Here is a 12,607-nt window from a genome sequence, read left to right as displayed (position 1 = left end):
AATCCCCTCAAATGTCGATTCAATTTTTCAAAAGCGCTAAACAATACCACCAGAACGGGTATCGCTCAAGGAAGGCGGGGAGGCTGAAACGGTTAACGGGGGAGATTATTTGGGTTAGTGCGAGAATGCCCCCTCACCCTAACCCTCTCCCCAAAGGGGAGAGGGGACGATTATACCCTCTCCCCTTTGGGGAGAGGGCCAGGGTGAGGGGTAGGTTTTGTATTACGCCAGCAGCAGCGCATTCACACGTTTAATGAACAGGTTAGGATCTTCCAGGGTGCCGCGCTCGGCCAGCAGGGACTGATCCAGCAGCAGTTCAACCCACTCCGCAAAGCGGGCGTCGTCCTGGGTATCCGCCGCGCGTTTCACCAGCGGATGATCCGGATTAAGCTCAAAGATATATTTCACTTCCGGCACGGCCTGGCCCGCCGCAGCGAACAGTTTCGCCATCTGGGTGCTCATTTCGTCCGCATCGGTGGTGACAATGGCTGGCGTATCGGTCAGACGGTGCGTGAAGCGCACCTCTTTCACGCGGTCGCCCAGCAGGGTTTTCACGCGCTCAACGAACGGCTCCAGCGCCTTCTCGGCTTCCTTCGCGCTGTCGTCCACTTCATCCGCCAGCTTATCGATAGACTCGTCGGCTTTAGCAACGGACTGGAAGGATTTACCGTCGAACTCGGTCAGGTAGTTCATCATCCACTCGTCGATGCGGTCAGACAGCAGCAGCACTTCGATGCCTTTCTTACGCAGCAGCTCCAGATGCGGACTGCTCTTCGCTGCCGCATAGCTGTCGGCGGTGATGTAGTAGATCTTCTCCTGCCCTTCTTTCATGCGGGAGACGTACTCTTCCAGCGACACGGTCTGGGCGGAGGAGTCGTTGTGCGTAGAGGCGAAGCGCAGCAGTTTAGCGATAGCTTCCACGTTCGCGGTGTCTTCCGCCGGGCCTTCTTTCAGCACCAGGCCGAACTGTTTCCAGAAGGTCTGGTATTTTTCCGCATCGTCTTTCGCCAGTTTTTCCAGCATCTGCAACGCTCGCTTGGTCAGGGCGTTACGCAGGTTACGGGTGACGGTGCTGTCCTGGAGAATTTCACGGGAGACGTTCAGCGGCAGATCGTTGGAATCTATCAGGCCACGCACAAAGCGCAGGTAGTTCGGCATGAACTGCTCGGCGTCGTCCATGATGAAGACGCGCTGCACGTACAGCTTCAGGCCGTGCTTGTGATCGCGGTTCCACATGTCCCACGGCGCCTGCGCCGGAATGTACAGCAGGCTGGTGTACTCCTGCTTCCCTTCCACACGGTTGTGGCTCCAGGTCAGCGGGTCGGTAAAGTCGTGGGCGATGTGCTTGTAAAACTCGTTGTACTCGTCGTCTTTAATTTCAGCTTTGTTGCGCGTCCACAGCGCCTGCGCCTTGTTGATTTTCTCCCAGGAAACCACGGTTTCGCCGTCTTTCTCTTCCTGTTTTTCAATCTCAACCGGCAGCGCGATGTGGTCAGAATATTTGCTGATGATGGAGCGTACGCGCCAGTCGTTCAGGAAATCGTCTTCGCCTTCGCGCAGGTGCAGAGTGATTTCGGTGCCGCGATCCGCTTTGGTGATATCATCAACGGTGTATTCGCCTTCCCCTTTGGATTCCCACAGCACGCCGTTTTCGGCGCTGTCGCCCGCGGCGCGGGTGCGCACGGTGACTTTATCCGCCACGATGAATGCCGAGTAGAAGCCTACGCCGAACTGACCGATCAGCTGGCTGTCTTTCGCCTGGTCAGAGCCCATGGACTCGAGGAACGCTTTGGTGCCGGATTTAGCGATGGTGCCGAGATGGTCGATCACCTCGTCGCGGTTCATCCCGATGCCATTATCGGCGATGGTCAGGGTGCGGTTCTCTTTATTAAAAGAGACGCGCACGCGCAGTTCGCCATCGCCTTCGTACAGATCCGGGTTGGACAGCGCGCGGAAGCGCAACTTGTCCGCCGCATCGGAGGCGTTGGAAATCAGTTCACGCAGGAAGATTTCTTTGTTGGAATACAGGGAATGGATCATCAGGTGCAGAAGCTGTTTTACTTCTGACTGGAAACCACGGGTTTCTTGTCCTTTCATCTAAGTCGACCTCAACAATGCCATTTAATGGGGTTGTAAAACGTTGAGTGAGAGATGGGGATAAGGGGGGGAATTTTCAAGCGGAGGCCGCGCACGCAGCCTCCGTTTGGTCAGAAAATAATCTTGTGTCGTCCGGCCAGCGAGTGCGACAGCGTGGTGCCGTCGACCATCTCCAGCTCACCGCCGACCGGCACGCCGTGGGCGATGCGGCTGGCGTCAACGCCGTACTGCGCGCACAGCTCGGCGATGTAGTTGGCGGTTGCCTCCCCTTCCACCGTCGGGTTGGTGGCGAGGATCACCTCTTTGATCGTCTCGGACTCAAGACGCTGTTCAAGACGATCGAGACCGATATCATCCGGGCCGATGCCGTCCAGCGGGGAGAGATGCCCCATCAGCACGAAATAGCGGCCGGAAAACTGCCCGGTTTGTTCGATGGCGTAGATGTCCGCCGGACTCTCCACCACGCAAATCTGACCGTTTTCCTGACGACGCGGGTTCGTGCAGATGTTACAGACGTCCTGCTCGGTAAAGGTCCGGCAATCCGCACAGTGACCAATTTCTGACATGGCGCGGGTCAGAGCCTGCGCCAGGCGCATCCCGCCGCTGCGGTCGCGCTGCAATAGCGTAAACGCCATACGCTGCGCCGACTTCGGGCCAACGCCCGGCAGGCAGCGCAGTGCTTCCATTAACTGCGTGAGCAGCGGACTGGTTTGCATCAGAATGGCATCTTAAAGCCCGGCGGCAGTTGCATACCGCTGGAAACAGAGGCCATTTTCTCTTTCTGGGTTTCGTCGATACGGCGAGCGGCATCGTTAAACGCGGCTGCAACCAGATCTTCCAGCATCTCTTTGTCGTCTTCGAGCAGGCTCGGGTCGATTTCAACGCGACGGCAGTTGTGCGCACCGTTGATGGTCACCTTGACCAGACCGGCACCCGATTCACCCGTGACTTCCAGCTGAGCGATCTCTTCCTGCATCTTCTGCATTTTTTCCTGCATCTGCTGAGCCTGCTTCATCAGGCCACCCAGACCGCCTTTTCCACCAAACATAGGCTTCTCTCTTCTTTCACGTTAAGGATTACAACCGTAAGTCAGACTCACGATCAAAGGGGGCGAATACTCTCTTCATCCAGATCGGCGTCGAAGAACCGGCGCAGGGTCTGGATGTTGTTATCCGCGATAATCGACTCGCGCGCCTGCGCGAGCTTCTCTTCATAAATCGCCTGTCGCCACTCGAGCGGCGTTTTCACCGCCGGATTATCATCTTCAATGATAGTCAATTCAACCGGCACACCCTGTAAGGCGGTAAGCGCCTCGGCCAGCGCCTTTTGCGCACCAGGGGAATTCAGATGTCGCTGGCCCGGACGCAGATGCAGACGCACCTGATTGCCTTCCTGCTCTTTCCAGGCATTCAGCGCGACCTGCTCCACCAGCTTCGGCAGCTGAAGTTTGCTGACCTCAGCGGCCCAGGCGTCGCGCTCGATGGACTCTTCCGCGAGCTTCGCGGACAGCTCCGGCGTTTTTTCATGCTCAAGCGCCTTTTTCAGCGCTTTTGGCGTGGCGACCACTTCCTTGACCGTTTCAACAACGGTAGTCGCCTTCCAGCGGTATGCCTCTTCTTTCGCCGGGGCTTTTTGCTCGAGCGCGGACGGTGCCGGACGCGACTGCACGCGCTCCGTTACCGAGGCCAGTCGTTCAAGCGCGGCGTTGTTCACCGGCCGCGCTCTTGCAGGCGCTGCCGGTTCACTCTTTTTTGGTTTGGTTGCTCCCTGCGCACGTTGCAACTGGCTTCGTGCGGCAAGCACCGAACTGGTGGCATCCGACAGCGGCACGTTCTGCGGCGGCGGCGATGCCGGTTGCGGTGGCAACTGCTGCGGTGACATTACCGCGGTCGGCGCAACCGGCGCAAAGGACTGCCGGGGCGTTTCCGGCTCCGGCAATGGCTTGCGCGGATGGAAGGCCAGCGCGCGCAGCAGCGTCATTTCAACGCCCATCCGGCGATCCGGTGCAAACGGCAGCTCTTTGCGGCCAATCAGCAGCGTCTGATAATAAAGCTGAACATCAGCCGGCGGCACGGTGCGCGCAAGTTCACGCATCCGCTGTTCAATGGTCGCCATGTCCGCGCCAATGGCCGACGGAGACAATTGCAGCATCGCCACGCGATGCAGCAGGCTGAGCATCTCGACCAGCAGCGCTTCCCATTCAATGCCACGGGCGGCGGCATCGTTGACGAGGGTCATTACCCGCTCACCGTTGGCGGCGATCATCGCTTCGATAAGCGACAGCGCCTGATCGTCATCCAGCGTGCCGAGCATGGTGCTGACCGCGTCAGTGGAAAGCTTACCGTCACCGCTGGCAATTGCCTGGTCAGTCAGGCTCAGCGCATCACGCAGGCTGCCGTCCGCCGCGCGGGCCAGCAGCTGCAGGGCGCGCGGCTCGTGAACGATCTTCTCTTCATCAAGAATGTGTTCAAGCTGTGCGCGGATCTGCTCAACGTCCAGCGCCTTCAGATGGAATTGCAGGCAGCGCGACAGGATCGTGACCGGCAGCTTTTGCGGATCGGTGGTCGCCAGCAGGAATTTGACATGCGCAGGCGGCTCTTCCAGCGTTTTCAGCAGGGCGTTGAAGCTGTGGCGCGACAGCATGTGCACTTCATCGATCAGATAGACCTTGAAGCGGCCGCGCGCCGGGGCGTACTGCACGTTGTCGAGCAGATCGCGGGTGTCTTCCACCTTGGTGCGCGAGGCGGCGTCGATCTCGATCAGATCGACAAAACGCCCCTGCTCGATCTCGCGGCAGTTGTCACATACGCCGCACGGGGTGGCGGTGATCCCGGTTTCGCAGTTCAGACCTTTTGCCAGCAGACGGGCAATAGAAGTTTTACCGACGCCGCGGGTGCCGGAGAAAAGATAGGCGTGATGGATGCGACCTAGCGACAAGCCGTTCGCCAGGGCCGTCAGCACATGTTCCTGACCGACAACGTCAGCAAAGGTTTGTGGTCGCCATTTACGGGCTAACACCTGATAACTCATGGGCAGGCTCTGCAACGCTGGAAGGTGAATTAATGGAGGGGAATGCTATCACAACCTCACCCATTGAGCGAGGTTGTGAGATACGGGATTAATGTCCCGGGAAAGGCACCAGGCTGTAGCTGGTAATACCCTGTTTTTCCAGGCGCTGCTCGCCGCCGAGATCGAACAGGTTGATGATGAAGGCCGCGTCGGTCACTTCCCCGCCCAGACGACGGATCAGCTTCACGGTCGCTTCGATGGTGCCGCCGGTTGCCAGCAGATCGTCCACCACCAGCACTTTGTCGCCTGGCTTGATGGCATCAACGTGAATTTCCAGCTGATCGGTGCCGTATTCCAGCTCATAGCTCTCAGCAATGGTTTCACGCGGCAGTTTGCGCGGCTTACGCACCGGCACAAAACCCACGCCCATCGCCAGCGCAACCGGTGCGCCGAACAGGAAGCCACGGGCTTCGGTACCTACTACTTTGGTGATCCCGGCGTTTTTATAACGCTCAACCAGCAGTTCAATGCTGAGGGCGTACGCTTTCGGGTCTTCCAGCAAGCTGGTGACATCACGGAAAAGAATGCCAGGCTTTGGATAATCCTGGATACTTTTGATGCTATTTTTCAGATATTCAAGCTGCTGTGCAGTTGCGGTCATCGGTTTGTGCCTAAATGAAACAGTGTTACTCACGGCGCGCGACGAGTCGGTCAAAGTAACAGTTGTTTAACCTTTGACCAGGCGCACCTGTGCTCGAAAACGGTCGAATTTACTGGCTGTGCGCCATAATTGCAACCGCCATGATGAGGCTTCAGTGCTTTTGTTGCTTTTCATCAACCACGGGGATCCGCCACATGAAGATCAGCAGGCAGACCAGGATCGCCAGCAGCAGAATGCGCACCCACATCATTTTCACCAGCCATAACGAGACGGCGAAGGTGATCAGGATGAAGGCAATGGCGCGCGGCTTGGCCCCGGGCGGCATGGCCCGGTGTTTTTGCCAGTGCCGCAGGTAGCCGCCAAACCACGAACGGTACAGGAGCCAGTGGTGAAAACGCGGCGACGAGCGGGCGAAGCACCAGGCGGCCAACAGGATGAACGGGGTGGTCGGCAGCAAGGGCAATACGATGCCCAGCGTACCCAGCACTACCGCGAGCCAGCCAATGATGATTAAAATAGTACGCTGCATAATGCGAATCGTTATCAAACTGAACGGCTACTTTACCACTGGAGAGCGCATTGAAAACAGCACTGCTTCTTGAGAGGCTGCAAAATCAGCTGATCGCGCTGCGGGCGCAGGCCACACCGCTGATGGGACATGCTACGCTGAAACCGCGCTTTGATCGGCAGCTCTTCCGCACCCGCAGTACCGTCATTCAGGATTACCTTGCTGAGATGCAGACCAACCTCGACGAGCTTCGCCACGCGGTTGAGAGTGAACAGCAGGAACAGGTGGTGTGGCTTGCGGAGCATCTTACCGAGCAGATCACCGCCCTGCACCGCGAAATCGCCGCCTGGCCGCTACGGGCGTGGGACAGCGCCTCGCCTGGGCTCGGAAAATGGCAGCGCAAGCGGCTGGAGAACCAGGAGTTTGAGCGGCGTCTGTTTGAGATGAAGTGTGAGCGCGAAGCCCGCCTGACCACCAGCGAAACGCTGCAACAGCAGCAGTTATTAATGCGTGAAATCAGCGCGCTGGAAGGCCGCATCGTCCGCTGCCGTCAGGCGCTGGATGAGATTGAACGCGTCATTGAACGCCTGACCCGTTAACAGGAGCCACTAATGTCACTGGAAAATGCCCCCGACGAGGTCAAGCTGGCCGTCGATTTAATTATGCTGCTGGAGAATCACGAGATCCCGGCGGAGACGGTGCTGAAAGCGCTGGAGATTGTGCGGCGGGATTTTGAGGGAAAGGTGAAGGCCGGTTGCCCTCACCCTCACCCTAGCCCTCTCCCTGGAGGGAGAGGGGACCGTTAGGTGCGGTTTGAAAGATCTGCACTGATTCGCTTTTTACCCTCTCCCCTCAGGGGAGAGGGCAGGGTGAGGGGCGGAGTTTTCGTCACCCTTAATCTCGCGCTTCACTTCCGTATGTTCGTCACCTTTCTCGTTACGCAGGTGAACTTCAAGCTGGTTGAAGGCGATATTAATGTTGTTTTCACGGCACAGACGGTCAATGGTGCGGTTCAGCTCATCGACGGTGTAGCTGCGATCGCGTAGTTCGCGTACGTACAGGCGCAGCTCATGATCCAGCGTGCTTGGCCCGAAGGTGGTGAAGAACACGTCAGGCGCAGGATCGTGCATTACTTTAGGATGTGATTTCGCGGCTTCCAGCAGGACCTCTTTCACTTTATCCAGATCTGAACCATAGGCCACCCCGAGTCGGACCACCACGCGCGTCGTAGTATCCGAAAGCGACCAGTTGATCAGTCGCTCGGTCACGAAGGCTTTGTTCGGGATGATCACCTCTTTACGATCGAAGTCAGTGATGGTGGTCGCACGAATACGGATCTTGCTGACGGTCCCGGAGAAGGTGCCGATGGTGACGGTATCGCCGATACGCACCGGACGTTCGAACAGGATTATCAGGCCAGAAACAAAGTTACCGAAGATCTCCTGCAAGCCGAAGCCCAGACCTACCGACAGCGCCGCCGCCAGCCACTGGAGTTTATCCCACGAGACGCCCAGCGAGCCGAATACCGTCATCGCCCCGACAATAATAATGACGTAGTTCAGGATGGTGGTAATGGCATACGACGCCCCCTGACGCAGGTTCAGCCTTGAGAGCACCAGCACTTCCAGCAGACCAGGCAGGTTGCGGATCAACGCCCAGGCCACCACCGACGACACCAGCGCAAAGAGCAGGCTGCCCATGGTGACGCTTTTCATTACCGCAGCGCCCGCTTCGGTACCGTTGTATTGCCAGAGGGTGATACTGTCGAGGTAGGCGAAGACGGTAATTAAATCAGACCAGATGGCCCAGAACATCACCGCAAACAGCGCAATCATCACCAGCATGGTAATACGCATCGTTTGCTGGTTGACCTGCTCCAGGGCAATGGTCGGCTCTTCCTGCGGCTCAGCCCCTTCAGCCCCCTCTTTAACCTGATGCTGTCGACGGGCAACAGCGCGACGATACGCAATGCGGCGCGCCGCCACGCTCAAACCGCGCAGCACGGTCTGGAACAGCAGGTTCCACAGGATCACCAGATACACGGTTTCAATCCAGCGGCCTGACAGACGAAGCGTGGTATAGAAGTAACCCGTTGCCGTCAGCACCATCAGCGCCAGCGGAATGATCGCCAGCACCGTTACGGTAACCAGACGAAGATTGTGGGACTCTTTATCACGCCAGCTGTCGCGGCACATCGGCCACATCAGGACGGCTATCAGCAGCAGGTTCAGCATAATTACCAGCTGTCCCAGCACGTCATCCATCAGATGCAGCGGCGAAAGCTCGGCCACAACGGACCAGAAGTGCAGCGGCAACAGCGCGAGGCTGATACGTACAATCTGGCGACGCCAGTGGCTGGTGAGTTTCTCCGGCATGTTGAAGTGTCGGACCGCGACGCCATCTTTTTCCAGCACTTTCCAGCACAGACCAAACACCAGCCAGAACAGCGCCAGCTTTTTGCTGAACGCCCACAGCAGGTCGCTGATATTGAGCTGCATGGTCAACAGGATCAGGCCGACGGCGAGGATCAGCAGGCAGACCGGCAGAGCACGGATCAGATCGATCAGGATCGCTTTCGGGGTGTGCAACTGGCTGTCGTTACGCAGTTGCCCCACTTCCGAGGCCAGCTTCGCCTGGTACTGCTTCAGCCATTTCAAACGCCAGCGTATTACTCCGGCGATGAGCAGCAAAGGCAGACCCGCAAGGAAGGCAATCATTACCGCAGGCCAGGCTTTCTCCCAGTTCACGGTAATTTTCATGCTTTTGATCTGGGATTTCAGCGTTTCAGGGAAAGATTTAAACCAGTCCCAATCCATGGGTTTGTTGCTGTTCACCCAGAAAATCTGCTGGGTCAGGATCTCCTGGAGGCTTTTAGACACGCTCACCAGCTGCTGCTGGTTGATTTGCAGGTTAATCGCCATCATCAGCTGGTTGCCCAGCTGCTTATTAAGCTGATCGAGCAGTTCGCGGCGCATATCCACAACCTGCAACAGCGCGTCGTGAACTTCACCGTTTACTTCACTTGAATGGCCTTCTTCCACTTTGGCAACAAACGTATCGCTCTGGAACAGGGCATCGCGCTGCTGGTTAACGTCAAACTGTTCAAGACGCAAATCCGCAATGCGGTTGGTCATGTCTTCCAGCTCGTCGGCGGACGGCAGCGTCTGCTGCTGCTGGTAAAGAATGCGCGACAGCAGCAGGCTTCCCTTCAGGACGGCAATCTGCTCTTTGACATTGCGCTCAGCCTGCAAAGCGCGATCCAGCCAGTTTTTGACTTTAATATTCTGCTGCACCAGCGCGCTGCCGCTTTCAGTCGCCTGAATCAGGCGCTCGCTCAGCTGATGGTTAATCTCCAGCTCCTGCTTCACCAGCGGATTGGCCTGGATACGCGCCGTTTCGTCTGGCGAGACCGCTTCCTGCGCCGTTTTTTCGGTCAGCGTCAGGCGCTTGCTGTTCACCGCCTCCTGCAACAGCTGAAGCTGATGCTCGAGCCGGTTGATATTCGCGTTCACGTAGTCACGCTGTTTTTGCAGCGCATCCTGCAACACCGTGTTGCCTTCCAGACTCTTACGCTGCTGTTCAATCTCCGCGTTCAGCAGCGTCTGCTGGATGTTCAGCAGCGTTTGCTGGGTCGGTCGAAGCGCCCCTTCCCCCACGGTAATGCCATTCAGACGGTTACGTATCTGCTGTAGCTGTTGCGATGCAGAATACATGGCGTTCTGCACGCGCTCAGGCTGGGTTTGCAGCGAAACCAGCTGGCTGTTATAGGTCGAGAGATCGGACTGCGCCGTTTGCAGATCGTCCAGCAGCTGCGCCACGCGCGACTCGAGCTGGCGCAACGAAAGCGTGGCAAGCGTTTTTCGGGTTTCATCGTCGTTATCAACGTCGCTAAGCGCGTTCAGGGCCTCCGTTGCTTTACGCATGTTCTCCGGCGCCTGAGCGACCTTCTGCCGCAGCTGGGCCGTTTCGGCTTTGATGCGATCGATCTTATCCAGCGTATCCAGGGTTTCCGTCAGGTCCTGCTGAACGAGCTTTTCCTGGGCGGAGAGATCTTTTTGTTTATTCAGGGTGTCGAGTTGCGACTGAACCTCGGCACGCGTCGGGACGTCACTGCCGTTGTCTGCACGGGCCCAGGAATGCGGTGCGGCTGCAAAGAAAAACAGCAGGATCAAAAAAACGGCCAGAACAGAATGTGTCGAGCGATAGGTGTGCAGCATAGTCGTGAATGTGATCTGAGAAATGACCGAAAATAGTCGGGCGTGAAGAATATCACGCCCGGCTAAAGCAGAATAGCGGGAAGGTAATCCTCTAAGACATTTCCTGGAAAGATTCAGGCAGTAAGCGGCGCTCCCTCGCTGCGGAGGGTCGGGCAAAGCTGGCACATCTCCAGGAAAATCGCGACGTAGCTGCGCGCCTCTGATTTCAGATCGAACGACTGCGGGGCGAAAAGCCAGTTTTCCATCAGGCCGGAAATATAGCTGCGCATCAGGATCGCCGCCCGGCGCGTTAACAGCGTAGCGGGAAGCATGTCGGCCTGCATACATTCCTTAAGAACTTGCTCGATGCGATCGTAGCTTTCCAGACACAGGTCGCGCTGCGCCTGCTGAACCACCGCCATTTCGCCAACAAACTCACATTTATGGAAGATGATTTCCATCATCAGACGTCGGCGTTCTTCCACAACAGTCGCTTCAAGGATATATACTAATATTTCTCTTAATACTGAGAGTGGATCGTGAGGGAATTTTGCCCGATACTCACTCTCAAGATCGCTGATGCTGGACTCTGAAAGCTCCCAGATTTCACCAAACAGATCTGACTTGTCTTTAAAATGCCAGTAAATCGCTCCCCGCGTGACGCCCGCGGCCTGAGCAATCTGCGCCAGCGAGGTTGCCGAAACACCCTGCTGTGAGAACAAACGCATTGCCACATCCAGAATGTGTTGTCGGGTTTCCAGCGCTTGTTGTTTGGTTTTTCGTGCCATACGTTGATGAATTTACAGGAGTCAGATTTACATACATTTATGAATGTATGTACCATAGCATGACGATAATATAAACGCAGCAATGGGTTTTTAGACTCAGGACCCTTGATCAATTTGAAATCGGACACTCGAGGTTTACATATGAACAAAAACAGAGGGTTAACGCCTCTGGCGGTCGTTCTGATGCTCTCAGGCAGCTTAGCGCTTACAGGATGTGACGACAAAGAGGCTCAACAAGGAGCTCAGCAGGTGCCAGAAGTTGGCGTCGTGACGCTCAAATCCGAACCTCTCCAGATGACAACAGAACTACCGGGCCGCACCAGCGCCTATCGCATTGCAGAAGTACGTCCGCAGGTGAGCGGTATCATCCTGAAACGTAACTTCACCGAAGGCGGTGATGTGAAAGCAGGTGAGTCTCTTTATCAGATTGATCCAGCAACCTATCAGGCGTCTTATGAGAGCGCTAAAGGCGATCTGGCGAAAGCAGAAGCGGCAGCCAAAATTTCGCAACTGACGTTGAATCGTTACAAGAAACTGCTCGGCACGCAGTACATCAGCCAACAGGATTACGATTCTGCCCTGGCCGATGCACAGCAAGCCAATGCAGCCGTTGTGGCGGCGAAAGCGGCGGTAGAAACCGCGCGTATTAACCTCGCCTACACCAAAGTGACCTCCCCTATCAGCGGTCGCATTGGTAAATCAGCCGTCACCGAAGGTGCGCTGGTGCAGAACGGTCAAACCAACGCGCTGGCCACCGTGCAGCAGCTTGACCCGATCTACGTTGACGTTACACAGTCCAGCAACGATTTCCTGCGTCTCAAACAGGAGCTTGCCAGCGGACAACTGAAACAGGAAAACGGTAAAGCCAAAGTTGAACTGGTTACCAACGACGGTATCAAGTTCTCACAAACAGGCACACTGGAATTTTCTGATGTGACCGTCGATCAGACCACCGGCTCTATCACCATCCGGGCTATTTTCCCGAATCCGGATAAAACCCTGCTGCCGGGTATGTTCGTACGCGCCCGTCTTGAAGAAGGGACTAACCCAAGCGCCATTCTGGTTCCGCAGCAAGGTGTGACCCGTACGCCACGCGGCGATGCGAGCGCGCTGGTTGTAGGTGCCGATAACAAAGTCGAAACACGCAATATCACTGCAACGCAGGCGATTGGCGACAAGTGGCTGGTAACGGAAGGTCTGAAAGATGGCGATCGCGTGATTATTACTGGTTTGCAAAAAGTTCGTCCTGGCGCGCAGGTCAAAGCTCAGGAAGTGAAATCTGACGACAAACAACAAGCGTCGGCCGCTGGCCAGTCAGAACAAACCAAGTCTTAACTTAAACAGGAGC

Annotated in this window: 11 protein-coding genes and 1 other annotated feature; of the genes, 3 read left to right on the top strand and 8 right to left on the bottom strand. The window is 56.6% G+C overall.

Translation table 11 applies throughout. From position 1 onward, the window contains the following. Nucleotides 1-222: 222 nt before the first annotated feature. The 6 genes from htpG to HWQ15_RS13700 all read right to left on the bottom strand — a co-directional run bounded on the left by htpG (nucleotide 223) and on the right by HWQ15_RS13700 (nucleotide 6,296). On the bottom strand, nucleotides 223-2,097 hold the full coding sequence (gene htpG, locus HWQ15_RS13725) for a molecular chaperone HtpG (protein ID WP_015571245.1): 1,875 nt from the start codon (nucleotides 2,095-2,097) through the stop codon (nucleotides 223-225). A gap of 110 nt (nucleotides 2,098-2,207) precedes the next feature. Then, nucleotides 2,208-2,813: a recombination mediator RecR gene (recR, locus tag HWQ15_RS13720; protein ID WP_006809843.1), complete on the bottom strand. Its 606-nt coding sequence runs from the start codon at nucleotides 2,811-2,813 to the stop codon at nucleotides 2,208-2,210. Continuing rightward, nucleotides 2,813-3,145 carry a YbaB/EbfC family nucleoid-associated protein gene (locus HWQ15_RS13715; protein ID WP_003858972.1) on the bottom strand — a complete coding sequence of 111 codons (333 nt, stop codon included), beginning with the start codon at nucleotides 3,143-3,145 and terminating at the stop codon, nucleotides 2,813-2,815. The genes recR and HWQ15_RS13715 overlap by 1 nt, the downstream gene beginning before the upstream one ends. A 53-nt stretch (nucleotides 3,146-3,198) precedes the next feature. Next, nucleotides 3,199-5,127, bottom strand: coding sequence for a DNA polymerase III subunit gamma/tau (gene dnaX / locus HWQ15_RS13710; RefSeq protein ID WP_063149172.1), 1,929 nt, complete (start codon nucleotides 5,125-5,127; stop codon nucleotides 3,199-3,201). Beyond that, nucleotides 3,805-3,869 (bottom strand) — a sequence feature (DnaX frameshifting element). Its footprint overlaps the gene before it by 65 nt. Nucleotides 5,128-5,215: 88 nt before the next feature. Continuing rightward, a complete protein-coding gene (gene apt / locus HWQ15_RS13705) occupies nucleotides 5,216-5,767 on the bottom strand; it encodes an adenine phosphoribosyltransferase (protein WP_000127359.1) in 552 nt (183 codons plus the stop codon). A gap of 151 nt (nucleotides 5,768-5,918) precedes the next feature. Continuing rightward, a complete protein-coding gene (locus HWQ15_RS13700; RefSeq protein WP_023299466.1) occupies nucleotides 5,919-6,296 on the bottom strand; it encodes a DUF454 family protein in 378 nt (125 codons plus the stop codon). A 50-nt stretch (nucleotides 6,297-6,346) separates the two neighbouring features. Between HWQ15_RS13700 and priC the strand changes: the two genes are divergently transcribed. Together priC and rsmS are read left to right on the top strand one after the other, a co-directional pair. After that, nucleotides 6,347-6,874, top strand: coding sequence for a primosomal replication protein N'' (priC, locus tag HWQ15_RS13695; RefSeq protein ID WP_058646028.1), 528 nt, complete (start codon nucleotides 6,347-6,349; stop codon nucleotides 6,872-6,874). A gap of 12 nt (nucleotides 6,875-6,886) precedes the next feature. Continuing rightward, nucleotides 6,887-7,081 (top strand): pleiotropic regulatory protein RsmS, encoded by a 195-nt coding sequence (gene rsmS, locus HWQ15_RS13690; RefSeq protein WP_022647275.1) that lies wholly within the window; start codon nucleotides 6,887-6,889, stop codon nucleotides 7,079-7,081. A gap of 33 nt (nucleotides 7,082-7,114) precedes the next feature. Here rsmS and mscK read toward each other — a convergent pair whose 3' ends face one another. Beyond that, entirely contained in the window at nucleotides 7,115-10,492 is a 3,378-nt protein-coding gene (mscK, locus tag HWQ15_RS13685; protein WP_023305598.1) for a mechanosensitive channel MscK, read from the bottom strand. A gap of 113 nt (nucleotides 10,493-10,605) precedes the next feature. Next, on the bottom strand, nucleotides 10,606-11,259 hold the full coding sequence (acrR, locus tag HWQ15_RS13680; protein ID WP_032624732.1) for a multidrug efflux transporter transcriptional repressor AcrR: 654 nt from the start codon (nucleotides 11,257-11,259) through the stop codon (nucleotides 10,606-10,608). Nucleotides 11,260-11,400: 141 nt separating this feature from the next. Here acrR and acrA point away from each other — a divergent pair, with 141 nt between their 5' ends. Beyond that, a complete protein-coding gene (gene acrA / locus HWQ15_RS13675) occupies nucleotides 11,401-12,594 on the top strand; it encodes a multidrug efflux RND transporter periplasmic adaptor subunit AcrA (RefSeq protein ID WP_022647272.1) in 1,194 nt (397 codons plus the stop codon). The last annotated feature ends 13 nt before the right edge of the window (nucleotides 12,595-12,607 follow it).

Source organism: Enterobacter sp. DSM 30060, from assembly GCF_013375955.1.
Taxonomy (GTDB): Bacteria; Pseudomonadota; Gammaproteobacteria; order Enterobacterales; family Enterobacteriaceae; genus Enterobacter; species Enterobacter intestinihominis.
This window is presented reverse-complemented; position numbering and strand designations above follow the sequence as displayed.